The organism is Ottowia sp. (assembly GCF_035325765.1).
In the GTDB taxonomy this organism is placed as follows: Bacteria; Pseudomonadota; Gammaproteobacteria; order Burkholderiales; family Burkholderiaceae_C; genus Ottowia.
The window spans coordinates 24115-48324 of record NZ_DAOKZG010000008.1 but is presented as its reverse complement, the minus strand read 5'-3'; the positions used below and the strand labels follow the sequence as shown (position 1 = coordinate 48324).

19 protein-coding genes are annotated in these 24210 nt (G+C 68.9%); 11 read left to right on the top strand and 8 right to left on the bottom strand.

The genetic code is table 11. The features are described from left to right. Nucleotides 1-57: 57 nt before the first annotated feature. Entirely contained in the window at nucleotides 58-2334 is a 2277-nt protein-coding gene (locus tag PKA16_RS04835; protein WP_324400950.1) for an arginine/lysine/ornithine decarboxylase, read from the top strand. A 73-nt stretch (nucleotides 2335-2407) separates the two neighbouring features. After that, on the top strand, nucleotides 2408-2641 hold the full coding sequence (locus tag PKA16_RS04830) for a DUF465 domain-containing protein (protein WP_324400948.1): 234 nt from the start codon (nucleotides 2408-2410) through the stop codon (nucleotides 2639-2641). A 79-nt stretch (nucleotides 2642-2720) separates the two neighbouring features. Here PKA16_RS04830 and PKA16_RS04825 read toward each other — a convergent pair whose 3' ends face one another. The 3 genes from PKA16_RS04825 to egtB are packed head-to-tail and all read right to left on the bottom strand — an operon-like array spanning nucleotide 2721 to nucleotide 5166. Next, entirely contained in the window at nucleotides 2721-3002 is a 282-nt protein-coding gene (locus tag PKA16_RS04825) for a DUF427 domain-containing protein (protein WP_324400947.1), read from the bottom strand. Next, the gene (gene egtD, locus PKA16_RS04820) at nucleotides 2999-3982 is read right to left on the bottom strand and encodes an L-histidine N(alpha)-methyltransferase (protein ID WP_324400945.1); all 984 of its coding nucleotides are present in this window, start codon (nucleotides 3980-3982) and stop codon (nucleotides 2999-3001) included. Before egtD ends, PKA16_RS04825 begins: the two co-directional genes overlap by 4 nt. Next, nucleotides 3979-5166 carry an ergothioneine biosynthesis protein EgtB gene (egtB, locus tag PKA16_RS04815; RefSeq protein WP_324400944.1) on the bottom strand — a complete coding sequence of 396 codons (1188 nt, stop codon included), beginning with the start codon at nucleotides 5164-5166 and terminating at the stop codon, nucleotides 3979-3981. Before egtB ends, egtD begins: the two co-directional genes overlap by 4 nt. Before the next feature lie 555 nt (nucleotides 5167-5721). On the opposite strand from egtB, the gene PKA16_RS04810 reads away from it, so the two are divergent. Next, nucleotides 5722-6504 (top strand): alpha/beta fold hydrolase, encoded by a 783-nt coding sequence (locus tag PKA16_RS04810; protein ID WP_324400942.1) that lies wholly within the window; start codon nucleotides 5722-5724, stop codon nucleotides 6502-6504. A gap of 525 nt (nucleotides 6505-7029) precedes the next feature. Beyond that, nucleotides 7030-8232, top strand: coding sequence for a 3-oxoadipyl-CoA thiolase (pcaF, locus tag PKA16_RS04805; RefSeq protein WP_324400940.1), 1203 nt, complete (start codon nucleotides 7030-7032; stop codon nucleotides 8230-8232). 360 nt (nucleotides 8233-8592) lie between these two features. Here pcaF and PKA16_RS04800 read toward each other — a convergent pair whose 3' ends face one another. Together PKA16_RS04800 and fabI are read right to left on the bottom strand one after the other, a co-directional pair. Continuing rightward, a complete protein-coding gene (locus PKA16_RS04800) occupies nucleotides 8593-9813 on the bottom strand; it encodes a hypothetical protein (RefSeq protein ID WP_324400938.1) in 1221 nt (406 codons plus the stop codon). Nucleotides 9814-10041: 228 nt separating this feature from the next. Further along, nucleotides 10042-10845 carry an enoyl-ACP reductase FabI gene (gene fabI / locus PKA16_RS04795; RefSeq protein WP_324400936.1) on the bottom strand — a complete coding sequence of 268 codons (804 nt, stop codon included), beginning with the start codon at nucleotides 10843-10845 and terminating at the stop codon, nucleotides 10042-10044. 37 nt (nucleotides 10846-10882) lie between these two features. On the opposite strand from fabI, the gene PKA16_RS04790 reads away from it, so the two are divergent. Next, the gene (locus PKA16_RS04790; protein WP_324400934.1) at nucleotides 10883-12700 is read left to right on the top strand and encodes an extracellular solute-binding protein; all 1818 of its coding nucleotides are present in this window, start codon (nucleotides 10883-10885) and stop codon (nucleotides 12698-12700) included. Between the two features lie 10 nt (nucleotides 12701-12710). Here PKA16_RS04790 and PKA16_RS04785 read toward each other — a convergent pair whose 3' ends face one another. Beyond that, nucleotides 12711-13475, bottom strand: a complete 765-nt coding sequence (locus PKA16_RS04785; protein ID WP_324400932.1) for a metallophosphoesterase — start codon at nucleotides 13473-13475, stop codon at nucleotides 12711-12713. Between the two features lie 46 nt (nucleotides 13476-13521). On the opposite strand from PKA16_RS04785, the gene PKA16_RS04780 reads away from it, so the two are divergent. Next, entirely contained in the window at nucleotides 13522-14556 is a 1035-nt protein-coding gene (locus tag PKA16_RS04780; RefSeq protein ID WP_324400930.1) for an ABC transporter permease subunit, read from the top strand. Between the two features lie 9 nt (nucleotides 14557-14565). On the opposite strand, the gene PKA16_RS04775 is transcribed toward PKA16_RS04780, so the two are convergent. Further along, nucleotides 14566-15153: a cob(I)yrinic acid a,c-diamide adenosyltransferase gene (locus PKA16_RS04775; protein ID WP_324400928.1), complete on the bottom strand. Its 588-nt coding sequence runs from the start codon at nucleotides 15151-15153 to the stop codon at nucleotides 14566-14568. Then, nucleotides 15150-15932, bottom strand: coding sequence for an FAD-binding oxidoreductase (locus tag PKA16_RS04770; protein ID WP_324400927.1), 783 nt, complete (start codon nucleotides 15930-15932; stop codon nucleotides 15150-15152). Before PKA16_RS04770 ends, PKA16_RS04775 begins: the two co-directional genes overlap by 4 nt. 163 nt (nucleotides 15933-16095) lie before the next feature. Here PKA16_RS04770 and PKA16_RS04765 point away from each other — a divergent pair, with 163 nt between their 5' ends. From PKA16_RS04765 to infB, 5 genes are all read left to right on the top strand, one after another. Then, nucleotides 16096-17190 carry an ABC transporter permease gene (locus PKA16_RS04765; protein ID WP_324400925.1) on the top strand — a complete coding sequence of 365 codons (1095 nt, stop codon included), beginning with the start codon at nucleotides 16096-16098 and terminating at the stop codon, nucleotides 17188-17190. Nucleotides 17191-17317: 127 nt separating this feature from the next. Beyond that, the gene (locus tag PKA16_RS04760) at nucleotides 17318-18937 is read left to right on the top strand and encodes a dipeptide ABC transporter ATP-binding protein (protein ID WP_324400923.1); all 1620 of its coding nucleotides are present in this window, start codon (nucleotides 17318-17320) and stop codon (nucleotides 18935-18937) included. 288 nt (nucleotides 18938-19225) lie between these two features. Continuing rightward, on the top strand, nucleotides 19226-19819 hold the full coding sequence (gene rimP / locus PKA16_RS04755; protein ID WP_324400921.1) for a ribosome maturation factor RimP: 594 nt from the start codon (nucleotides 19226-19228) through the stop codon (nucleotides 19817-19819). A 48-nt stretch (nucleotides 19820-19867) separates the two neighbouring features. Continuing rightward, complete coding sequence (gene nusA / locus PKA16_RS04750; protein ID WP_324400920.1) at nucleotides 19868-21352, top strand: transcription termination factor NusA; 1485 nt, start codon at nucleotides 19868-19870, stop codon at nucleotides 21350-21352. Nucleotides 21353-21375: 23 nt separating this feature from the next. Further along, the gene (infB, locus tag PKA16_RS04745; protein ID WP_324400918.1) at nucleotides 21376-24156 is read left to right on the top strand and encodes a translation initiation factor IF-2; all 2781 of its coding nucleotides are present in this window, start codon (nucleotides 21376-21378) and stop codon (nucleotides 24154-24156) included. The last annotated feature ends 54 nt before the right edge of the window (nucleotides 24157-24210 follow it).

The following is a 24210-nucleotide window of genomic DNA, read 5'->3' as shown; positions in this document are numbered from 1 at the left end:
CCTGCTTTTCGTACACTAACGGGTTGCCCATCGTTTCGGCGCCGGAGGCCGCAAGCCATGAAGTTTCGCTTTCCCATCTTCATCATCGACGAAGACTACCGCGCCGAGAATACCTCGGGGCTGGGGATTCGCGCGCTGGCCAAGGCGATCGAGGACGAGGGCTTCGAGATCCTGGGCGTGACCAGCTACGGCGACCTGAGCCAGTTCGCGCAGCAGCAGAGCCGTGCCAGCGCCTTCATCCTGTCGATCGACGACGAGGAGCTCGGGGGCGACCCCGAGACGGATACCGCCGTGCGCAACCTGCGCCACTTCATCGCCGAGGTGCGGCGCAAGAACGCCGACGTGCCGATCTACCTGCACGGCGAGACCAAGACCAGCCAGCACCTGCCCAACGACGTGCTGCGCGAGCTGCACGGCTTCATCCACATGTTCGAGGACACGCCCGAGTTCGTGGCCAAGCACATCGTGCGCGAGGCCAAGAACTACCTGGAGGGCATCCAGCCGCCGTTCTTCAAGGCGCTGCTCGACTACGCCGAGGACGGCTCGTATTCGTGGCACTGCCCGGGGCATTCCGGCGGCGTGGCCTTCCTGAAATCGCCGATCGGCCAGATGTACCACCAGTTCTATGGCGAGAACATGCTGCGCGCCGACGTCTGCAACGCGGTGGAGGAGCTGGGCCAGCTGCTCGACCATGATGGTGCCATCGGCGACAGCGAGCGCAACGCCGCGCGCATCTTCAACGCCGACCACTGCTTCTTCGTCACCAACGGCACCAGCACCAGCAACAAGATCGTCTGGCATCACACGGTGGCGCCGGGCGACGTGGTGGTGGTGGACCGCAACTGCCACAAGAGCAACCTGCACGCGATCATCATGACCGGGGCCATCCCGGTGTTCCTGCGGCCGACGCGCAACCACTACGGCATCATCGGCCCGATCCCGCAAAGCGAGTTCGAACCCAAGGCGATCAAGGCCAAGATCCGCGCCAACCCGCTGCTGCAGCACGTCGACGCCGACGCGGTCAAGCCGCGCATCCTGACGCTCACCCAGTCGACCTACGACGGCGTGCTCTACGACACCGAGACCATCAAGCGCCAGCTCGACGGCTACGTCGAGAACCTGCACTTCGACGAGGCCTGGCTGCCGCACGCGGCCTTCCACCCCTTCTATGGCAGCTACCACGCGATGGGCAAGAAGCGCCCGCGGCCGCGCCACTCGGTGGTCTACTCGACACAGTCGGTGCACAAGCTGCTGGCCGGCATCAGCCAGGCCAGCCACGTGCTGGTGCAGGACTCGCAGCAGGTCAAGCTGGACCGCTACCTGTTCAACGAGGCCTACCTGATGCACACCTCGACCAGCCCGCAATACAGCATCATCGCGAGCTGCGACGTGGCGGCGGCGATGATGGAGCCGCCCGGCGGCACGGCGATGGTCGAGGAGAGCATTGCCGAGGCGCTGGACTTCCGCCGCGCCATGCGCAAGGTCGAGGCCGACTACGGCGCCAGCGACTGGTGGTTCAAGGTCTGGGGGCCGGAGCAGCTGGTCGAGCACGGCATCGGCCGCGCCGACGACTGGATCATCAAGAACGGCACGGCCAAGGCCAAGAGCTGGCACGGCTTCGGGCGCCTGGCCTCGGGCTTCAACATGCTGGACCCGATCAAGGCCACCATCGTCACGCCCGGCCTGAACCTGGACGGCAAGTTCGACAAGACCGGCATCCCGGCCAGCATCGTCACCAAGTTCCTGGCCGAGCACGGCGTGGTGGTGGAGAAGACGGGGCTCTACAGCTTCTTCATCATGTTCACCATCGGCATCACCAAGGGCCGCTGGAACACGCTGGTGACGGCGCTGCAGCAGTTCAAGGACGACTACGACCGCAACCAGCCGATGTGGCGCATCATGCCGGAGTTCTGCGCCCAGCACCGGCGCTACGAGAAGATGGGCCTGCGCGACCTGTGCCAGCACGTGCACGAGCTCTACGCGCGCTTCGACATCGCCCGGCTGACGACCGAGATGTACCTGTCGGAGCTCAAGCCCGCCATGATCCCGGCCGACGCCTATGCCTGCATCGCGCGCCGCCAGGTCGAGCGCGTCGAGATCGACCACTTGGAGGGGCGTGTGGCCACCAGCCTGATCACGCCGTATCCGCCGGGCATTCCCCTGCTGATCCCGGGCGAGGTGTTCAACCGCCGGATCGTCGACTACCTGAAGTTCGCGCGCGAGCTGGCGCTGCTGTGCCCCGGCTTCGAGACCGACATCCACGGCCTGGTCGAGGTCGCGGACGAGCCCGGGCGCGTGCGCTACTTCGCCGACTGCGTGGTCGAATCGCGCTGAAATGGCGGAGCGTCGACCGGGGCCGGGTCTGGAGTTACCATCAGGGTGCCAACTCACCCAGCAAGGAGAACCGATGTTTCCTGAGTATCGCGACCTGATCGAGCGCCTGAAGGGCGAAGGCACGCACCAGCGCTTCCTGAGCCTGTTTGAAAAGCACAATCAGCTGGACCAGCAGATTGCCGAAATGGGGAACCGGGACGCCGGCGGCATCCATACCGAGATCGAGACGCTGAAGCGGGAGAAGCTGCGCCTGAAGGACGAACTCTACGCCTTGTTGCGCCAGGAGGCGGCGACCGCCGCCAAGTGAGCCGCGCGCGCCCGTTGCGGCGCCGCCATCCCGCAACCCGCCTCGCGAGGCGGGTTTTTTGCTGCCGTGCGGTGGCTCCTCAGGGCACGATGTCGACGCCCTTCCAGAACGCCACGCGGCCGCGCACCATCTCGGCCTCGGGCTTGGGGTCGGGGTAGTACCAGGCGGCGTCGCGGTTCAGTTCGCCATCCACCAGCAGCGAGTAGTAGCTCGCCTCGCCCTTCCAGGCGCAGGTGCTGCGGTGGTTGCTGAAGCTGACGTAGTCGCGGTTCAGCGACTCGGCCGGGAAGTAGTGGTTGCCCTCGACCAGGACGATGTCGTCGCTTTCGGCGATCACGGCGCCGTTCCAGATGGCTTTCATGCGGAGGTCTCCATTGCGGGAGCCTGCAGCCAGTGCAGGCCGAACCAGCGGTTGGCATCGGTCCAGGCGGCCAGCGGCGTGAAGCCCGCGCGCCGCGCCAGCGCCTGCATGCCCTCGATCGTGTACTTGTGGGAATTCTCGGTATGCAGCGTCTCGCCCGCGGCAAACTCGAAGCGCTCGCCACAAACCTGGACCTGCTGGCGCCGGCGGCTCATCAGGTGCATCTCGATGCGCTGCAGCGGCGCATTGTAGAAGGCGCTGTGGGCAAACTGGTCGGGCTGGAAATCGGCGCCCAGCTCGCGGTTGGCGCGCACCAGCAGGTTGCGGTTGAAGGCCGCGGTGACCCCCTCGGCGTCGTTGTACGCCGCGTGCAGGACGCTCGGATCCTTCACCAGGTCGACGCCGAGCAGCAGCGCACCACCGCGCAGCACGGCGGCCGCGCGGCGCAGGAAATCCAGCGCGGCCTCGGGCGCCAGGTTGCCGATGGTCGAGCCGGGAAAGAAGCCGAGCCGGCGCCCCGGGCCGCGGTGCGGCGGCAGCTGCAGCGCCTGCGTGTAGTCCGCCACGATCGGCTGCACGGGCAGGTGGGGCCAGTCGCGCTGCAGCGCACTGGCGGCATCGCGCAGGAAGGGGCCTGAAATGTCGATCGGTCGGTAGGCGGCCGGGCCGTCCAGCGCGGCAAGCAGCAACCGCACCTTGTGCAGCGAACCGGCGCCAAACTCGATGATTTCGGCCTGCGGCCCGATGCGTTCGGCGATTTCGGTCCGACGGGCCTGCAGCAGCGTCAGCTCGGTGCGGGTGAGGTAGTACTCCGGCAGCTCGCAGATGCGGTCGAACAGGCGCGAGCCCGCGGCATCGTAGAAGTACTTCGGCGCGATGCGGCGCGGCCGGGTCGCCAGGGCCGCCAACAGGTCGCGCGCAAAGGCGTCGCAGGCCGCGGCGACCGGCGGCGCCGTCGGCTCGGGCGTGACGGCGTTCATGCGAGGTCCCGCGCCAGTCGCAGGCCGGCGAACTGCCAGCGCGCCCCCGGCGGAAAGAAGTTGCGGTAGCTCGACCGCGTGTGGCCCGGTGGCGTGGCCCGGCTGCCGCCGCGCAGCACCAGCTGCCCGACCATGAACTTGCCGTTGTATTCAGCGACGGCGCCCGCCAGCGGCCGGAAGCCGGGGTAGGGGTCGTAGGACGAGCGCGTCCACTGCCAGACATGGCCTGTGGCCTGACGCAATGCCGGGTCGGCGCTGGCGGCCTCCCATTCGAATTCGGTCGGCAGGCGCGCGCCGGCCCAGGCGGCATACGCGGCGGCCTCGTAGAAGCTGAGCTGGCTGACCGGCGCCTGCGCATCGAGCGCCGCCACGCCGCCCAGGCCAAATACCTGCCAGCCGGATGCAGGCGCGCGCGCGTCGTCGGGAGCGATCCAGTAGAGCGGATGCGTCCAGCCGGCCTCCTGCACGGTCGTCCAGCCGTCGGAGAGCCACAGCTCCGGTCGCCGGTAGCCGCCGTCCTCGATGAAGGCCAGGTATTCGCCGCAGGTGACGAGGCGGCTGGCGATGGCATGCGGCGCCAGCAGCACGCGATGGCGCGGCCGCTCGTTGTCGTAGGCGTAGCCGTTTCCCGCATGGCCGACCTCGGCCACGCCGCCGTCCCGTTCCAGCCAGTGCAGCGGCGGCGCGGCCGCTCCGGCCGGTGGCTCGCTCCGATAGGCCGGCAGCAGGGGATTGCACGACAGCAGGTGCAGGATATCGGTGAGGATCAGCTCTTGGTGCTGTTGCTCGTGCTGCAACCCCAGCTCCAGCAAGGGGGCCGCCGCCTGCCAGCGCGCCCGGTCGACCTGCGCGATGAAGGCCAGCACTGCGGCGTCGACATGCCTGCGGTAGGCCTGGACCTCGGCAAGCGCCGGGCGGCTCAGCAGACCGCGCTGCGGGCGTGGATGGCGGGCACCGAGCGCGTTGTAGTATGAATTGAACAGGAAGCCGTAGCGCGGGTGAAACGGCTGGTAGCCCGCTGCGTGCTGCTGCAGCACCACCGCCTCGAAGAACCAGGTGGTGTGCCCGAGATGCCACTTGGTCGGGCTGGCATCGGGCATCGACTGGATGCACTGGTCTTCCGCGGTCAGCGGCGCCGCCAGTGCCAGGGTATCGCTGCGTACCCTGGCATAGGCGTGTTGCATTCGCTCGCGTGCCTCCGTGCCGGCGGCTGCCGGCATGTCAGCGCGGGGCGAGGCGACGTTTTCCATGCGTGCGGTGTCCGGCGAAAAAGGCACCTGCATCCAGCGCCCACCGGATCCTGCTTCGTGCGTCCATTGCGGGGCACGGCGCTTGCATTACAGCACAATGCAAAAGTCCGACAGGCAGGGCACTTCTTGCACGGCGCGGCGCCGCCGGCTGCCGGGCACGCGACGCGCCGCGTGCCTGACAGTGTCGGGATTCGGCGCGGGCCGCTCCAGGCCAGTGCGATGACCCGCTCGCGCTGCAGCGCGAGCGGGTGGTGGTCAGCTCCAGGCCCGTCAAGATCAACCCCGACGACCCCAGGGAGCAGCTGGGGCATCGAGAGTGCCTCGGGGAGGGGGAGTCCAGGATCGAACTGGCCGACACGGTGGACTGCCGAGCGCCGGGCGCACGATTGGCGTGGCGCACCGGGTTGCGGCAATAATCCTCGGCCCACAACGAAGGAGGTGCAGGTGGCGAGGTATTCCCGCAGGGCGTTCACCCGGACGGCGGTCGCCATGACTTCGGCCCTGACCTGGGGCATGCGCGCGCAGGCGCAGGGACAGCGCATCGGCGTGCTGATGCTGCATGGCAAGAGCCCGGGCAGTCCGGACGACCCCAACTTCCGGCCGTTCCAGCAGAAGTTCGAGTCGCTGGGGTGGCTGGCCTTGCTGCCGGACATGCCCTGGTCGCGCAACCGTTATCTGCAGGGCGACCTGGACCAGGCCCTGGAGGAGGTGGCCGGGCATGTCCGAGCCTTGCGCAGCCAGGGGGCGACGCAGATCGTGCTGCTGGGCCACAGCATGGGCGTGCCCATCGCCATGGCGCATGCCGCCCGCGGCGGTGACGTGCAGGCGCTCGTGGGGCTGGCGCCCGGCCATGTGCCGCTTCTGTACGACACCGCCCCGGCACTGTCCGCCGTGCACGACAGCATCGCCGAGGCGCGGGACCTGGTGGCGGCAGGCAAGGGCGAGGAGACGCAGCGCTTCTGGGACATCAACCAGGGGCGACAGCAGCGGCTGATCATGTCGGCGCGCAATTACCTCTCGTACTTCGATCCGGCCTCGGACGCCGAAATGTCCGTCACGGCGCCGAAGCTGCCTCCCGGCCTGCCGGTCTTCATCGCCGTGGGCGAGAAGGACCCGCTGTTCAAGCACATCCGGAGCTATTTCTTCGACAGACTGCCGGACAACCCCCACAAGCGTTACCTCGAGGTGGCCGGAGGGCACCTGCAGACGCCAGCGGAGGCCTATGACGCCTATGTGGCGTGGATCACGCAGGCAGTGCAGGTGCCCGGTTGAGCGGGTGCACCGGTGGCTTCGGCAAGGCGGACGTTTCGCTCCCGCTGCGCGAGGGCCGGATGCCCCACGCCGCACCCGAGCCCACGGCGGCCAGCAACACGCGGGCAGTGGCGAACACGGGCGGGCGGTGCGGCTGGCGAGTGGCCGGGTGGGCTCCGGGTGTCGGGCGCGGGCGACCCGGCCCACTGGAGCTCGGGCGCGCCAGGTTCCATCCGGGCCGGGGGCGGGACCATGCACCTGGCGATCCGTGCGCACCAGCCCTGGGTGCGGATGGACCGGCTCACCCGGTCGGGCGAGCCCAGGGGCGTGGCATGCTGCAGCGACGCGCGCGAGGGTCTGGCCCGCATCAAGCGCATCCACACCGAACTGTGTACGCTCGGGTGCATGTCCAGTGCCTGAGCCGGGCCGACACCGTGCCCGGCCTCCGGCATGCGGCGTTGGCCGCGCCGGTCGCGGGCGTCGGGTCGGCCACCTGGAAACCGGCCCTGCACGAACCGTTTCGTTAACCCTTGCGAGGAGTATCCGATGCCAGAAGCCTTCATCTGCGACGCCGTCCGCACGCCCTTTGGCCGCTATGGCGGCGCGCTTGCCAGCGTGCGCACCGACGATCTCGGTGCCGTGCCGATCCGCGCGCTGGTGCAGCGCAACCCGGGCGTCGACTGGACCGCGCTGGATGATGTGCTGTACGGCTGCGCCAACCAGGCGGGCGAGGACAACCGCAACGTGGCGCGCATGGCGGCGCTGCTGGCGGGCCTGCCGACCGAGGTGCCGGGCGCCACCATCAACCGCCTGTGCGGCTCGGGGCTGGATGCGGTGGGCTCCGCGGCGCGCGCCATCAAGTCCGGCGAGGCGCGCCTGGTGCTGGCCGGCGGGGTCGAGAGCATGAGCCGCGCGCCCTTCGTCATGCCCAAGGCGGAGAGCGCCTTCAGCCGCGCCAATGCCGTCTACGACACCACCATCGGCTGGCGCTTCGTCAACCGGCTGATGAAGGCCCAGTACGGCATCGATTCCATGCCCGAGACAGCCGAGAACGTGGCCGATGACTTCAAGATCGAGCGCGTGGCGCAGGACCGCATGGCGCTGGCGAGCCAGCAGAAGGCCGCCGCCGCCATCGCGGCTGGGCATCTTGCCCATGAGATCGTGCCGGTGACGATCCCGCGCAAGAAGGGCGACGCGACCGTCGTGAGCCAGGACGAGCACCCGCGCAGCACGTCGCTGGAGGCGCTGGCCGCGCTCAAGCCGATCGTGCGCGAAGGTGGCACGGTCACGGCCGGCAATGCCAGTGGCGTCAACGACGGTGCCTGCGCGCTGTTGCTGGCGAGCGAGGCGGCCGCCCGGCAATACGGCCTGACGCCGCGCGCACGCGTGCTCGGCATGGCGGTGGCGGGCGTGGCGCCCCGCATCATGGGCTTCGGTCCGGCACCGGCGGTGCGCAAGGTGCTGCAGCTCACCGGCCTGTCGCTCGGGCAGATCGACGTGATCGAGCTGAACGAGGCCTTCGCGGCCCAGGGCCTCGCGGTGCTGCGCGACCTGGGCGTGGCCGATGACGATCCGCGCGTCAACCCCTGGGGCGGCGCCATCGCGCTGGGCCACCCGCTGGGCGCGTCCGGTGCGCGCCTCGCGACCACGGCTGTCAGCCAGTTGCAGGTGCTGGGCGGGCGCTACGCGCTGTGCACCATGTGCATCGGCGTGGGTCAGGGCATCGCGCTGGTGCTGGAGCGGGTGTGAGTGCGGCGCGGTGGGTCGGGTCGCACGGGCAACCCTTGCTGCGCAGCGTTCAGAAGGGTGAAAGATGGTGCCGGCTCCTGCCGGCATGATGCAATGACGAAATGACTTTCCCGGTCATCGAGGCGCAGTGAAGTCATCTGTCATTTGTCAACTGAACCCAAGTCGTCAATCGAACCCAAGTCCCCTGTCAATTCATATCAGTTGTCCATGACGCGATGCGCCAACCGCAGCGCATGAAACGACACCACTCCGATGGCCGCGGAGCCGGCCAGGCGCGGGCACCCGTGGTCGGGGTTTCCCTGGCCACTGGGTGCGTCCCCCCTGGGGGAAGGAGCGCAGCGACATGGGGGGTGTTTCACGTCAGCTGAATGGAACACCGGGCAGGGTGTCGATTTCCGACTGGGGCGCGAGCGGGCGCGCGCGTTGTGCGGCCGCCTCGGTGGCGTTGAGCACCTGCAGGGCGTTCTGGCGGCTGGCATCGGTCACGGTCATGGCCAGGCTGACCTGGGGCGCGAGCTGGCAGGCGGTGCCATCGGCCTGCTGCACCATCATCGGCTCGCAGGCCAGCGTATGCAGGCGCTGCTGTACCAGATCGGGCAGCTCGCGATTGCGATCCACGTCGATCACCACCACGAAACACTGCGGATGGTAGAGGCCCACCGTGGGGCGAACGCCGGCCGCGCGGCTCACGCGGGCCGCCATCGCCACCAGGACCTGGTACTCGGAGGTGGCGTCCATCACACTGCCGACTTCGCGCAGGTTGTGCAGGTAGGCGCACAGGACCGCGCATTGGCCGTTGCGCCGCCGCATGCGCCAGAACTCGTGCTCCACCTGGGACACGAAACTGGCGCCGATCGACAGGCCGGTCGCCGGTTCGATCGAGAAATCCGCGCCCGCCAGCCGCGCCAGGCGCCGGGTGTCGCGGTTGCGCTCCTCCACCAGGACCGTGGCCATGACGAAGAATGCAAGCGCGGTCAGGCTGGTCAGCCCGGCGAGGAAGGCCCCGGCATCGAACAGCTGGAGCGAATAGGCGTACATGCTGGCCGTCATTACCGTGAGGATGCTGCAGGCCACGAGCATCCAGCGCGCCAGTCGGTCGCCGAGCACCAGGGCACGCAGGCAGGCCAGCACGCCCAGCAGCGCGCCGACGAGCGAGATCGCCGCCACCAGCCAGAGCCACCGCGCCAGCGACGCCGGCGTCTGCGCCAGGCCGAATGCGGCCAGCACCAGTGCGCACACGCACAGCAGCAGGCCGCCGCCCTGGGTCGCGTAGCGCAGCAGGCGGTCCGAGCGCAGCGCCCCCATCCATTTGCCCAGGTAGAACAGCGTCACGCCGGCCGCGAGCGGGCCCATGAAGGCCTGCAGCCAGGCTTGTGTCTTCCGGGACGACGGCAGGTGCCAGAGTCCGTGCGTGAGATTGCTGTGGATCGCCAGCACGGCGCTGATCAGCAATACATAGGTGAGGCCGCGCCACGCTCCCGCACTGTGTGGTGCCATGACGACCCGGGCGGCGGTGAAGATGGTCACGCTCAGCAGCGAGCCGAGCAGGGCCGACCAGATCAGGGATTCGGACAATGGCATACAAAAATTGTATTAACTTTTCCGCGCCTCGCCGATCACGGGAGAATTGCAGCGGATTCGCCTGCACCGGCCGGACGCGCGGCGGTCGGGTACGCCCCGCCGCCGCGTGGATGGCGCCCGAGCGGCTGCGCAGCACGGGGCAGCGGGTTCAACCGCATGCACTGGCGTGGCCGTGGCGGGTGATGCGGTGGGAATCGCTGACGCGACCCACGTGCGCCGGGCCGCGCGTCAACCGACCATATCGGCCGACAGCCCCGCCGTCTGGCTGAAGCCGCCGTCGACATAGGTGATCTCGGCGGTGACGCCGGCAGCCAGGTCGGAGAGCAGGAAGGCCGCAACGTTGCCCACGTCCTCGATCGTCACGTTGCGCCGCAGGGGCGAGGCGCTCGCCACATAGCCGAGCAGCTTGCCGAAATCCTTGATGCCGCTGGCGGCCAGCGTCTTGATCGGGCCGGCGCTGATGCCATTCACGCGCACGCCACGCCCGCCCAGGGCCTCGGCCATGTAGCGCACGCTGGCCTCCAGGCTGGCCTTGGCCAGGCCCATGGTGTTGTAGTTCGGGATGCTGCGCAGCGCCCCGAGATAGGTCAGCGTCAGCAGCGCGGCCTTGTCGCTCAGGTAGGGCAGGGCCGCCTTGGCCATGCCGGCAAAGCTGTAGGCGCTGATGTCGTGCGCGATGCGGTAATTCTCGCGCGACAGGCCGTCGAAGAAGTTGCCGGCAATCGCCTCGCGCGGGGCGAAGCCGATGGCGTGCACGAAGCCGTCGAACTTCGGCCAGGCCTGCGCCAGGTCGGCGAACAACCGCTCGATCTGCGCGTCATTGCCGACGTCGCAATCGAACACCAGCGTGGAGCCGAACTCGGCCGCGAATTCGGTGATGCGGTCCCGGAAGCGCTCGCCCACGTAGCTGAAGGCGAGCTGCGCGCCCTGCTGGTGGCAGGCGCGGGCGATGCCGTAGGCAATCGATCGGTTGGACAGCACGCCGGTGATCAGCAGCTTCTTGCCCGTCAGAAAGCCGGTTGGGATGGTCATGCGTTGGCTCCTCGGTAAACAGCGGCAGAATTGTCGCATGCGTGCCCTGCTGATTCCGCTGCTGGCCGTGCTCACCGGCGTCGCCGGCCTGCCCGCCTGGGCCGGGCACGGCTATGCGTTGTGGGACGACCTGAAGTACCCACCCGGGTTCGTCCACTTCGACTACGTCAACCCCGATGCGCCCAAGGGCGGCGAGATCCGCCTGGTCGGCAACTCGCGCGCCTCGACCTTTGACAAGTACAACCCGTTCACGATCCGCGGCAACGCGCCGACCTACCTGGCGACGCTGATGTTCGACACCCTGCTGACCGGTTCGCTGGACGAGGAGGGCGCGGCCTACGGCCTGCTGGCCGAAGACGTCAGCGTGGCGCCCGATCGCCTGTCGGTGACCTTTCGCCTGCGTCCCGAGGCGCGCTTCCACGACGGCAGCCCGGTGCTGGCCGAGGACGTGAAGTACAGCTACGAGACCCTGGTCGGCCCCTACACCTCGCCCGCCTACAAGACGCTGCTGGTTGACATCGCCGGCCTCGACGTGCTGGACGAGCGCACCCTGCGCTACCGCTTCAGGCGCCCCAACCGCGAACTGCCGCTCACCGTGGGGGGGCTGCCGGTGTTCAGCCACAAGTGGGGCGCGGGCAAGCCGTTCGACCAGGTCGTGATGGATCCGCCGATCGGCAGCGGTCCCTACCGCATCGGGACCGTGAAATTCGGCAAGGACATCACCTACGAGCGCGACCCGGACTACTGGGCGCGGAATCTCAACGTCAAGCGCGGCACCTTCAACTTCGACCGCGTGCTGGTCAAGATCTACCGCGACAACACGGCGCGGCTGGAGGCGCTGAAGGCGGGGGAGTTCGACCTCATGGCGTTCTACTCGGCCGGCGACTGGGCACGGCGCGTGAACGGCCCGAAGTTCAGGAGCGGGGAACTGGTCAAGGGCGAGTTCCGGCACAAGCTGCCCACGGGCTTCCAGAGCTACGTGCTGAACACGCGTCGTCCGCTGCTCGCCGACCTGCGGGTGCGCGAGGCGCTGGGCCTGGCAATCGACTACGAATGGATGAACCGGCAGATGTTCTACAACGCCTACCGGCGCGTGCATGGCCTGTTCGGCAACACCCAGTGTGCTGCCACCGGCACGCCGAGCGCGGCTGAACTGGCGCTGATGGAGCCGTTTCGCGCCGAGATCCCGCCGGCGGCCTTCGGGCCGGCGTTCGAGCCGCCACGCACCGACCAGCCGCACGATCCGCGGGTGGGCGGCCTGCGCGAAAACCTGCGGCGCGCGCAGCAGCTGCTGGCTTCGGCGGGCTGGACGGTGGAGGACGGCGTGCTGAAGAACGCCGCCGGCACGCCGATGGTGCTGGAATACCTGGACAGCAACGAGGGCGGGGCGCGCGTGATCGCGCCCTGGCAGCGCAACCTCGAGAAGCTCGGCATTGCGCTCACCTATCGGCCGGTCGACTTCGCGCTCTACCAGCAGCGCCTGCAGAAGTTCGACTTCGACATCACCACCATTGCCTACCAGGGCACACCCAACCCGGGCCAGGAATACGCCGACCTGTTCGGCAGCCAGGCGGCGGACACCGAGGACTCGGGCAACCTGGCCGGCGTCAGGAGTCCGGCCATCGACAGCCTCATCAGCCACATGGTAGGCGCCGCCACCCATGCGGAATACCTGGCCGCCTGCCGCGCGCTCGAGCGCGTGGTGAGCCACAGCCACTACCTGCTGCCGCAGTGGTACTCGCCCGTGCATCGTCTCGCCTACAACGCCTGGCGCCTGGCCATGCCGAACGTGGTGCCGCCGTATTTCCAGGGCGAGGCCTGGGCCATGGAAACCTGGTGGTCGCGCCAGCCGTGAAGCCGCCGGCTCAGACCTCGACCACCAGCTCGGGGTTGAAGGCCGCGTTCTCGACCCTGCCATCCTTGGCGTAGCCGCGCGGGTTGCACAGCACCCGCGTGCCGTGGACCAGGTAGTCGTAGCTGTCGTGCGTGTGGCCGTGGATCCACAGCGGCACGCGCCGGCCATCCATCAGCGACTCCACGTCGGAGACGAAGGCGGCGTTGAACGGCGAGCCGGCAAAGCGCGGATGAATGCTGCCGAGCGAGGGCGCGTGGTGCGTGATCACCACCGTGGGCCCGGCAAAGGGGCGGGCGATCTGCTCGCCGAGCCAGCGCACGTTGTCGGCGAACAGCCGTGTCGTGTCCTTGGGCGTGAGGATGGGCGCGTCGGGCGCCGCGTCCACGCGCACGCGCTTGAAGTCGTACATGAAACCGGCTGCCTTGGCCATGGCCTCGGCCTGCTTCTCGCCGTCGCCATTGGCCCTGAAATCGGTCCACAGGGTCGAGCCGATGAAGCGCACGCCGCCCAGCTCCAGCACGTCGTTGTCCAGCAGATGCACGTGGGTGCCGGCGAAGCGGTGGCGAAATTCGGCGCGCACCTCGGGCAGGCTGGAGCCGTAGAACTCGTGGTTGCCGATCACGTAGAGCACCGGCTGCTCGAAGGCCAGCGCCCAGTCGACCGCCGCCGCAGGGCGGCTGATGTCGCCCGCCAGCACCACCACGTCGGCGTCGGTGCGGGGCTGCTCCATGCCGCCCACGCTCAGGTGCAGGTCCGAAATGACGTTCAGCTTCATGCAGGGTCTCGCGCGTGTCGTTTTGCCGGCTATCCTATAGCGCATCGTGTATGCCTACATCCTGAAGCGCCTTCTGCTGATGCTGCCGACCCTGCTGGGGGTGTTGCTGCTCACCTTCGTGGTGATCCAGTTCGTGCCGGGCGGTCCGGTGGAGCAGTACCTGGCCGAAGCCAAGGCGGGCGTGGGTGGCGCCGGCGGCGCCGAGAGTGGGGGCCTGGCCTATCGCGGCGCGCAGGGCGTCGACCCGCAGCGGCTTGCGCAGATCAAGGCGCTGTACGGCTTCGACAAGCCGGCGCCCGAGCGCTTCCTGCAGATGCTGGGCCAGTTCGCGCGCTTCGACCTGGGGCGCAGCTTCTTCCAGAACAAGGCGGTGTGGGAGCTGATCCAGGAAAAGCTGCCGGTCTCGATCAGCCTCGGCCTGTGGACCTTCTTCATCAGCTACGGCATCAGCGTGCCGCTGGGCGTGGCCAAGGCGGTGCGCGCCGGCAGCCGCTTCGACCTCGTCACCACGCTGCTGGTGCTGGTCGGCTACGCCATCCCGGGCTTCGTGCTCGGCGTGGCGCTGCTGGTGGTCTTCGGGGGCCAGCTCCAGTGGTTCCCGCTGCGCGGGCTGACCTCGGCCAACTGGGAGGAGCTGAGCCTCGTCGGCAAGGTCACCGACTACCTCTGGCACATCACGCTGCCCGTGACGTCGATGGTGCTGGGCAGCTTTGCCGTCACCGCCATGCTGACCAAGAACTCCATGCTCGAGGAAATCCGCAAGCAGTACGTGCTGACGGCGCGTGCCAAGGGCCTGACCGAGCGCCAGGTGCTGTGGGGCCACGTGTTTCGCAACGCCCTGATCCCGATCGTCACGGGCTTTCCCGCGGCCTTCATCGGCGCCTTCTTTGCCGGCTCCCTGCTGATCGAGACGCTGTTCTCGCTCGACGGCCTGGGGCTGCTGTCTTATGAGAGCGTGATCCGGCGCGATTATCCGGTGGTGCTGGGCACGCTCTACCTGTTCACCCTGATTGGCCTCGTGACCAAGCTGATCAGCGACCTGACCTACGTCTGGGTCGATCCGCGCGTGAAATTCGACTGACGGTGGCCTTCACCCTTTCGGCACGCCATCGTGGCTGGCCGGCTCCTCCGCGTCGCCGGCGGCCTGGCGCGCCAGCACGTAGAGCAGGTCGGAAACGCGGTTCAGGTAGATGCCGACCTGCGGGTTGAGAGTGTCCGCGACGGCTGGCTGGGCGCTGCGCGCGTAGGCCACCAGGCGGCGCTCGGCGCGCCGCACCTGGGTGCGGGCCATGTCGAGCGCGGCCGAGGCGAGGTTGGCGCCTGGCACCACGAACACCGGCCGCAGCGGCTTGGCCGCCATGCGGGCGTCGATCAAGCGTTCCAGCTGCACCACCATTTCGGGCGTGAGCAGCGAGATGCCCGGTACCAGGCGTTCGCGCGCGTGCGGGTTGGTCACCAGGTCTGCGGCGGCGACGAACAGGTCACGCTGCACGCTCAGAATGGCCGCGTTCAGCTCCGCGTCGCTGCCGCTGGCGCGCGCCAGGCCGAGCGTGGAGACGGTTTCGTCGATGCTGCCGACGGCCTCCATCAGCGGGTCCGCCTTCGAGGTGCGCCCGCCGTAGAGCAGGCCGGTGCTGCCGTCGTCGCCGAGCTTGGTGTAGATGCGGCTGCCGTTCATGCCGGGTCTCCTGATGGGTTCGATGCGCCGGGCAGGGCGGGCTTGTCGCCCAGCCAGGGCTGCGGGTCGGTGAAGAATTCCTCGGTGTGGATGTCGGTGGCCGCGGCGCCCAGGGCCTGTGCGGCCTCGGCACAGGCAACGACGAAACCGGAAGGGCCGGAGGCAAACACCTCCCAGCCCCTCAGGTCGCCGACGGCCTCGGCCAGCTGCGGCGGCAGGCGCCCGTGACGCGGCGCCGTCGGCTCGCGCGTGAGCGTGTCCAGGTAGCGGAACTGCGGGTGCTCGGCCTGCCAGCGCTCGAATTCCGCCGCGCCGATGCGGTCGGCGGCACTGCGGCAGGAAAAGAACAGCGTCACGGGCCGGCCGGGTGCTTCGTGCAGGACGGCCTCCGCCAGGGCCCGCAGCGGCGCCAGGCCCGAGCCGGCGCCGAGCAGCAGCAGCGGCCCCTGGCGGTCCGGCGCGGTCGTGAACAGGCCGTAGGGACCTTCCAGCAGGACCTCGTCGCCGGGTTGCAGCCGGTGCGCCCAGGTGCTGGTCGGCCCGCCTTCGACCCGGGTCACGAGCACGCTGATCCCGCCGTCCGGCCGCGGCGCATTGGCGACCGAGTAGGAGCGCTGCGGCACGCGCCAGTCGGTGTCACCGAGCAGCACGTACTGGCCCGCGCGGTGCGCCAGCGGTTCGGCGCTCGGGCTCAGCCAGAGCTCGCTGATCACGGGGGTGACCAGGGTGCTGCTGCGCACGCGATAGGGGTGCTGGCTCCAGGTGGTAGATTCGCTCACGTCGTTGATGGTGGACTGGGAACATGGCCTTGAGAGCGCCGCAACATCGGCAGCACCAGAACCAGCCGGAGCCGGCCGGCTGGGTGCGTGGCGGGCCGCACCCGCGATCTTGCGCGGCAATGAGCAGCCCGGCTTCGAGCAGGGCCATGGTAACCACCGGGTGATGCCCTTGCCAAGTCAGGAGCCGGACATCGGCGGCCAGCAGGCCGAGGCAGCACCAGCAGCGCCGGCGCCGCCCAGCGTGTCGCCGGCGCGTCGCGCCTGGCTGCGCTTCCGGCGCAATCGCCTGGGCACCGGCAGCCTGGTGCTGTTCTGCGTGCTGGTGCTGCTGAGCCTGTTCGCCGAAGTGGTGTCCAACGACAAGCCGCTGCTGGTGCACTACCAGGGCCAGTGGTACTTCCCGCTGGTCAAGGCCTACCCGGAGAAGGTGTTCGGCGGCGACTTCGAGACCGAGACGGACTACCTGGACCCCTATATCCGCGCGCAGCTCGGGAAGCCAGGCAACTGGGCCATCTACCCGCCCAACCCTTATGGGGCCAAGACCATCAACTATTTCGCCCAGGCGCCCAACCCCAGCGCGCCGAGCCGCGACAACTGGCTCGGCACCGACGACCGCGGGCGCGACCTGCTGGCGCAGCTGATCTACGGCTTTCGCGTCAGCGTGCTGTTCGGCCTGGCGCTGACGGCGGTGGGCGTGCTGCTGGGGGTGGTCGCGGGCGCCATCCAGGGCTTCTTCGGCGGCGTGACCGACCTGGCCTTCCAGCGCTTCATCGAGATCTGGGGCTCCATGCCCGAGCTCTACCTGCTGATCATCTTCTCGGCCATCCTGGCGCCCAGCATCGGCCTGCTGCTGGTGCTGCTCAGCCTGTTCGGCTGGATGGGGCTGTCGGACTACGTGCGCGCGGAGTTCCTGCGCAACCGCCAGCTCGACTACGTGAAGAGCGCGCGCGCGCTGGGCGTGCCCAACCTGCAGATCATCCGGCGCCACATCCTGCCCAACAGCATGGTACCGGTGGTCACCTTCCTGCCGTTTCGCATGAGCGCCGCCATCCTGGCGCTGACCTCGCTCGACTTCCTGGGCCTGGGCGTGCCGCCGGGCACCCCGAGCCTGGGCGAGCTGCTGGCCCAGGGCAAGAACAACATCGACGCCTGGTGGATCTCGATCTCGACCTTTGGTGTGCTGGTGCTGACGCTGCTGCTGCTCACCTTCATGGGCGACGCCCTGCGCGACGCGCTGGACCCGAGGAAGGCGCAGTGATGGGGAAGGGACTCCCATACGCAGAGGACGCGAAGGATTCGCAGAGGACGCAGAACAGGCAAGTCCCAAGGCGCATCTTTTGCGTCCTCTGCGCGATTTCTGCGTCCTCTGCGTACGGATGCTCATCATGACCGACACGAGCTCTGCGCTGCTCCAGATTCACGGCCTGCGTGTTGCCTTCGGCGCCAAGACCGTGGTCGATGATGTTTCGTTCTCGATCGCACCCGGCGAAAAGCTGGCGCTGGTGGGCGAGTCGGGCTCGGGCAAGACGGTGACGGCGCTGGCCCTGCTGCGTCTGCTCCATGACGCGCAGGTCAGCGGCCAGGTGCGCTTCGACGACGGACGACAGCGGCGCGAGCTGCTGGCCCTGCCGGAACGCCAGATGCGCGCGCTGCGCGGCGACCAGATCGCCATGATCTTCCAGGAGCCGATGACGGCGCTCAACCCGCTCATGGCCGTGGGCGAGCAGATCGCCGAGGTGCTGCGGCTCAAGCGTGCGCTGGCGCCGGCCCGGGCGGCGCAGGCCGCCATCGAACTGCTGGCGAAGACCGGCATCCCGGAGCCGGAGCGCCGCGCCGGTGCCTATCCGCACCAGCTCTCGGGCGGCCAGCGCCAGCGCGCCATGATCGCCATGGCGCTGGCCTGCGCCCCCAGGCTGCTGCTGGCCGACGAGCCGACGACGGCGCTCGACGTCAGCCTGCGTGGCCAGATCCTCGAATTGCTGGAGACGCTGCGGCGCGAAAGCGGCATGGCGGTGCTGCTGATCACGCACGACCTCAACCTGGTGCGGCGCTTTGCCGACCGCGTGGCGGTGCTGCAGCACGGCCGCCTGGTGGAGCAGGGCGAGACCGAGGCGATCTTCACCGCCGCCCGCCATCCCTACACACGCAAGCTGATGGCGAGCCGGCCCGTGCGTGACGTGCTCGAACAGCCACCGGGCGTGGCGCGTGCACCGATGCTGGCGGCCCAGGGCCTGCGCGTGGTGTATCCGACGTCCCTGCCCGGCATCCGGGGCTGGTTTCGCAAGGGCGAGTTCGTCGCGCTCCACGGTGCCGATTTTTCCATCGCCCCCGGCCAGACCCTGGGGGTCATCGGCGAATCGGGCTCGGGCAAGTCGACGCTGGCGCAGGCCGCGCTGGGCTTGCTGCCGCGCCGCCAGGTCGGCGGCCGGCTGCAGGTGGCGGGCCAGGCCTGGAAGCTGCGGGCGACCGCTGACCGGCCGCTGCGGCGTGTCGTGCAGGTGGTGTTCCAGGATCCGTTCTCCTCGCTGTCGCCCCGGCTGACGGTGGAGGAAATCGTCGGCGAGGGCTTGCGCGTGCACGCGCCCGAGGTGACCGCCGACGCGCGCCGCGACCGGGTGCTGAACGCGCTGGCCGACGTGGGGCTCACGCCGGCGCAGTTTCCGGGCCTGCTGGCGCGCTATCCGCACGAGTTCTCGGGTGGCCAGCGTCAGCGCATCGCGCTGGCGCGCGCGCTGATCGTCGATCCCGAGCTGCTGGTGCTGGACGAACCCACCAGTGCGCTCGACGTCACGATCCAGAAGCAGGTGCTGGCCCTGCTGCAGCAACTGCAGCGCGAGCGCGGCCTGGCCTACCTGCTGATCACGCACGACGTCGCCGTGGTGCGCGCCATGGCACACACGGTGATCGTGCTGAAGGACGGCCAGGTGGTCGAGGAGGGTCCGGTGCTGCAGGTGATGCAGCAGCCGCGCCATCCCTACACGCGCAGCCTGCTGGCCGCCGCGTGACAGACCGGGCTGTGTGTCGTCGCGCGCCGCGCGCTCGCCGCCCGTGTGGGTGCTTTCACTGCTCGGGCCCCGCCCAGGAAGGCCCGGCGCCGTGTGCCGCGATGCCCCGAGGCGAGACACGCTTCGTGGCCGGGCAGACCCCGGCGCGGGCGCGCAAGTCGCTGACAACGCTGTCTTTTTGATGTAAAATCCATCGGTTCACACGACCAGACGGGCGGGTATTCACCGGCCCTTTTTTTTTGGCTGGGCGCTTCCTTGCGGGACGCCAGCCGCGGACCGTAGGATCAGGTGACACTGCAACAGACGATCGAAGGCACCGTGCGCGGGCTCGGATTCGAACTGGTGGAACTCGAGCGTTCCGCCGGCGGGCTGCTGCGCGTCACGATCGACTGGCCCTGGGTGCCCGGCGCTGACGGGGAGCGGCTGATCGGCGTGGACGATTGCGAACGCGTGACGCGTCAGTTGCAATACGTGCTCGAGGTCGAGCAGGTCGATTACACGCGGCTGGAGGTGTCCTCGCCCGGGATCGATCGCGTGCTGCGCCATGCGCTGGATTTTGAACGTTTCCAGGGCGAATGGGTCGATGTGACCCTGAAGGCACCGATCGGCGCGGCCGCGGCCGGGCAGGTGAGCCCCAACCGCAAGAAGTTTCGCGGCGAGCTGCGCAAGTCGGCCGCCGGTGGCTGGCAACTGGTGTGGCGTGATGAACCCCGGCTCAAGCCCGGCCAGCGCGTGAGCAGCAAGCGCGCTCCGGCGCCCGAGCAGGTGCTGGACTTCGAACTGGATGAACTGGCGTCGGCGCGGCTGGCGCCGGTGGTGGACTTCAAGGGCCGCCGGCCACGCGCCGGCAACCCGGAACAAAGGGTGGATGGAGCAGGCTGACGGGGTGCCGGGCGCCCCGAGGCCGCAAGCTTTGGAACAGGTGGAATCATGAATCGCGAACTGTTGATGCTGGTTGAGGCCATTTCGCGCGACAAGAGCGTCGAACGCGACGTGGTGTTCGGTGCCGTCGAGGCGGCGCTCGCGCAGGCGACCAAGAAGCTGTACCAGGGCGACGTGGACATCCGCGTCGCCATCGACCGCGAGAGCGGGGACTACGAGAGCTTCCGCCGCTGGCACGTGGTGCCCGACGAGGCCGGCCTGCAGCTGCCGGACCAGGAGATCCTGCTGTTCGAGGCGCGCGAGCAGATCCCGGACATCCAGGAGGGCGAATACATCGAGGAGCCGATCGAATCCGTGCCGATCGGCCGCATCGGCGCGATGGCGGCCAAGCAGGTGATCCTGCAGAAGATCCGCGACGCCGAGCGCGAGATGCTGCTGAACGACTTCATGAGCCGTGGCGAGCGCATCTTCAGCGGCACCGTCAAGCGCATGGACAAGGGCGACCTGATCATCGAGAGCGGCCGCGTGGAGGGCCGGCTGCGCCGCGGCGAGATGATCCCGAAGGAGAACCTGCGCAGCGGCGACCGCGTGCGCGCCATGATCATGGAGGTCGATCCGACGCTGCGCGGGGCGGCGATCCTGCTTTCGCGCGCGGCGCCCGAGTTCATGATCGAGCTGTTCCGCAACGAGGTGCCCGAGATCGAGCAGGGCCTGCTGGAGATCAAGAGCTGCGCGCGCGACCCGGGCAGCCGCGCCAAGATCGCGGTGCTGAGCCACGACAGGCGGGTCGATCCGATCGGCACCTGCGTCGGCGTGCGCGGCACGCGCGTCAACGCCGTCACCAACGAGCTGGCGGGCGAGCGCGTCGACATCGTGCTGTGGAGCGACGATCCGGCGCAGTTCGTGATCGGCGCGCTGGCGCCGGCCAACGTCGAGTCGATCGTGGTCGACGAGGAGCGCCACGCCATGGACGTGGTGGTGGACGAGGAGAACCTCGCCATCGCGATCGGCCGCGGCGGCCAGAACGTGCGCCTGGCATCCGAGCTCACGGGCTGGAAGATCAACATCATGGACGCGGCCGAGTCGGCGCAGAAGGAGGCCGAGGAAACCGGCACGCTGCGCAAGCTGTTCATGGAGAAGCTCGACGTCGACGAAGAGATCGCCGACATCCTGATCGAGGAAGGCTTCACCAACCTGGAGGAAGTGGCCTACGTGCCGATCCAGGAGATGCTGGACATCGAGGCCTTCGACGAGGAAACCGTGGAGGAACTGCGCAACCGGGCCAAGGACGCCCTGCTGACGCTCGCCATCGCGCGCGAGGAAAGCATGGAGTCGGTGGCGGAAGACCTGCGCGAGCTGCCGGGCCTGACGGCCGAGCTGATCCACAAGCTGGCGCGTGCCGGCGTGCGCACGCGTGACGACCTGGCCGACCTGGCCATCGATGAACTCACCGAAATCACCGGGCAGTCCGACGAGGACGCCAGCGCCCTGATCCTGAAGGCGCGCGAACACTGGTTCGCCGGCCAAGAGTAAGGACATGGAGACCTGCACCACCTATGACGAACATTACCGTTGCCGAATTCGCAAGCGAACTCAAACGCCCCGCTGACGCGCTGCTCGAGCAGTTGCAGGCCGCTGGCGTGAGCAAGCGCTCGGTCTCCGACGCGCTGACCGACGCCGACAAGCAGCAGCTGCTGCACTACCTGCAGACCAGCCATGGCACGGGCGTGGCACGCAAGAAGATCACGCTGACCAAGAAGACCACCAGCGAGATCAAGCAGGCCGACGCGACCGGCAAGGCACGCACGATCCAGGTCGAGGTGCGCAAGAAGCGCACCTTCATCAAGCGCGAGGACGACGTGAGCCCGGCCCCGGCGCCGGCCATGCCGGAGCCGAGCGCGCCCGCGGCAGCCCCGGCACCGATCATCGATGCGGCCGAGCAGGCACGCCGGGACGAGGAGGCGCGGCGCCAGGCCCGCCTGCTGGAGCTGCAGGCCGAATTGCAGGAGCAGAAGCGCCGCGAACGGGAGCAGGCGCAGCAGGCGGCGCTGGCCGAGCAGGCCGCGGCCGAGGCCCCGGTCCGTACGCAGGAAGCGCCGCCGGAGCCGACACCCGTCAGCATCGAGGCCGAGGCACCAGCGCCGGCAGCGGCGCCCGAGCCGGCCAGCGAACCAGCCGTGGCCGCGCCGAGCGCGGAGGACGAGGCTGCCCAGGCGCGCGAACAGGAAGAGCGCCGGCGCAAGGCGCTGGCCGAGGCGCAGGCCATCCGCGAAATGATGGCCGCCCCGCGCAAGGTGCTGGTGGCCAAGAAGCCCGACGAGGCCAAGGTCGGCGACAAGGCGGCGACCCGCAAGGCCGGCGCGGCGGCCAAGACGGCCGCCCCCATCGCCAACAAGGAGGTGAAGTCGGCGAAGCTGTCTTCCAGCTGGGCTGGCGAGACGGCGAAGAAGAAGGGCATTCCCACGCGCGGCGACTCCAGTGGCGGCGTCGGTCGGGGCGGCTGGCGCGGCGGCCCGCGCGGGCGGCGCGGCGAGCGCGACCGCGGCGAGCGCCAGGAGGCGGCGGCACCGGCCGAGCAGCGCGTGCTCGAGGTGCACGTGCCCGAGACCATCACCGTGGCCGAACTGGCGCACAAGATGGCGGTGAAGGCCTCGGAGGTGATCAAGGCGCTGATGAAGATGGGCCAGATGGTCACCATCAACCAGCCGCTGGACCAGGACACGGCCATGATCGTGGTCGAAGAAATGGGCCACAAGGCGCTGGTGGCGGCACTGGATGATCCGGAAGCCTTCACCGACGAGGAAGTGCAGGCGCAGGACGCCGAGGCGCTGCCGCGCCCGCCGGTGGTCACCGTGATGGGTCACGTCGACCACGGCAAGACCTCGCTGCTGGACTACATCCGTCGCGCCAAGGTGGCGGCGGGCGAGGCCGGCGGCATCACGCAGCACATCGGCGCCTACCACGTGGAGACGCCGCGCGGCGTGATCTCCTTCCTCGACACGCCGGGCCACGAGGCCTTCACGGCGATGCGCGCGCGTGGCGCCCAGGCGACCGACATCGTGATCCTGGTGGTGGCCGCCGACGACGGCGTGATGCCGCAGACGCGCGAGGCCATCAAGCACGCCAAGGCGGCCGGCGTGCCGATCGTGGTGGCGATCACCAAGTCCGACAAGCCCGAGGCCAACCCCGAGAAGATCAAGGGCGAACTGGCCGGCGAGGAGGTCGTGCCCGAGGAATTCGGCGGCGACGCGCCGTTCATCTCGGTCTCCAGCAAGACCGGCCAGGGTATCGACGAGCTGCTGGAGAACGTGCTGCTGCAGGCCGAGGTGCTGGAGCTGAAGGCGCCAGTGGAAGCTGCGGCCAAGGGCCTCGTGATCGAGGCCAGCCTGGACAAGGGCCGCGGCCCGGTCGCCACCGTGCTGGTGCAGTCGGGCACCCTGAGCGTCGGCGACGTGGTGCTGGCGGGCCAGACCTCGGGCCGTGTGCGTGCCATGCTGGACGAGGACGGCCGCCCCACCAAGTCGGCCGGTCCCTCGATCCCGGTGGAAATCCAGGGCCTGTCGGAGGTGCCGCAGGCCGGCGACGACTTCATGGTGATGGCCGACGAGCGCCGCGCGCGCGAGATCGCCACCTATCGCGCCGGCAAGTTCCGCAACACCAAGCTGGCCCGTCAGCAGGCCGCCAAGCTGGAGAACATGTTCTCCGACATGACGGCGGGCGAGGTCAAGTCGCTGCCGCTGATCATCAAGGCCGACGTGCAGGGCTCGCAGGAGGCCCTGGCCGCGTCGCTGCTGAAGCTGTCCACGGAAGAGGTCAAGGTCGAGATGGTGTATTCCGGCGTCGGCGGCATCAGCGAAAGCGACGTCAACCTGGCGATCGCCTCCAAGGCGCTGATCATCGGCTTCAACACGCGTGCCGACGCCGGCGCGCGCAAGCTGGCCGACGCCAACGACATCGAGATCCGCTACTACAACGTGATCTACGACGCCGTCGACGAGCTGAAGGCGGCGATGAGCGGCATGCTGGCGCCCGAGCAGAAGGAAGAGGTGATCGGCATGGCCGAGATCCGCACCGTGTTCGTGGCCAGCAAGATCGGCACCGTGGCCGGCTCCTACGTCACCAGTGGCGTGGTGCGCCGCGACGCCCACTTCCGCCTGCTGCGCGACCACGTGGTGATCTACACCGGCGAGCTGGAGTCGCTCAAGCGCCTGAAGGACGACGTGCGAGAGGTCAAGGAAGGCTTCGAGTGCGGCATCAAGCTGAAGAACTACAACGACATCAAGGAAGGCGACCAGCTCGAGTTCTTCGAAATCAAGGAGATCGCGCGGACCCTGTGAGGATTGCAGAACAGCCGGACGCGAAGGACGCGAAAGTGACGCGAAGGACGCAAA

Bases quoted from the DNA above. Each gene is read 5' to 3' on its own strand.
- PKA16_RS04825 (WP_324400947.1), bottom strand. From the start codon at position 3,002: ATGAAAGCCATCTGGAACGGCGCCGTGATCGCCGAAAGCGACGACATC.
- PKA16_RS04835 (WP_324400950.1), top strand. From the start codon at position 58: ATGAAGTTTCGCTTTCCCATCTTCATCATCGACGAAGACTACCGCGCC.
- egtD (WP_324400945.1), bottom strand. From the start codon at position 3,982: ATGAACGCCGTCACGCCCGAGCCGACGGCGCCGCCGGTCGCCGCGGCC.
- PKA16_RS04790 (WP_324400934.1), top strand. From the start codon at position 10,883: ATGCGTGCCCTGCTGATTCCGCTGCTGGCCGTGCTCACCGGCGTCGCC.
- PKA16_RS04810 (WP_324400942.1), top strand. From the start codon at position 5,722: ATGACTTCGGCCCTGACCTGGGGCATGCGCGCGCAGGCGCAGGGACAG.
- PKA16_RS04785 (WP_324400932.1), bottom strand. From the start codon at position 13,475: ATGAAGCTGAACGTCATTTCGGACCTGCACCTGAGCGTGGGCGGCATG.
- PKA16_RS04800 (WP_324400938.1), bottom strand. From the start codon at position 9,813: ATGCCATTGTCCGAATCCCTGATCTGGTCGGCCCTGCTCGGCTCGCTG.
- PKA16_RS04830 (WP_324400948.1), top strand. From the start codon at position 2,408: ATGTTTCCTGAGTATCGCGACCTGATCGAGCGCCTGAAGGGCGAAGGC.
- fabI (WP_324400936.1), bottom strand. From the start codon at position 10,845: ATGACCATCCCAACCGGCTTTCTGACGGGCAAGAAGCTGCTGATCACC.
- infB (WP_324400918.1), top strand. From the start codon at position 21,376: ATGACGAACATTACCGTTGCCGAATTCGCAAGCGAACTCAAACGCCCC.
- PKA16_RS04765 (WP_324400925.1), top strand. From the start codon at position 16,096: ATGCCCTTGCCAAGTCAGGAGCCGGACATCGGCGGCCAGCAGGCCGAG.
- PKA16_RS04760 (WP_324400923.1), top strand. From the start codon at position 17,318: ATGACCGACACGAGCTCTGCGCTGCTCCAGATTCACGGCCTGCGTGTT.
- nusA (WP_324400920.1), top strand. From the start codon at position 19,868: ATGAATCGCGAACTGTTGATGCTGGTTGAGGCCATTTCGCGCGACAAG.
- egtB (WP_324400944.1), bottom strand. From the start codon at position 5,166: ATGCAACACGCCTATGCCAGGGTACGCAGCGATACCCTGGCACTGGCG.
- pcaF (WP_324400940.1), top strand. From the start codon at position 7,030: ATGCCAGAAGCCTTCATCTGCGACGCCGTCCGCACGCCCTTTGGCCGC.
- PKA16_RS04775 (WP_324400928.1), bottom strand. From the start codon at position 15,153: ATGAACGGCAGCCGCATCTACACCAAGCTCGGCGACGACGGCAGCACC.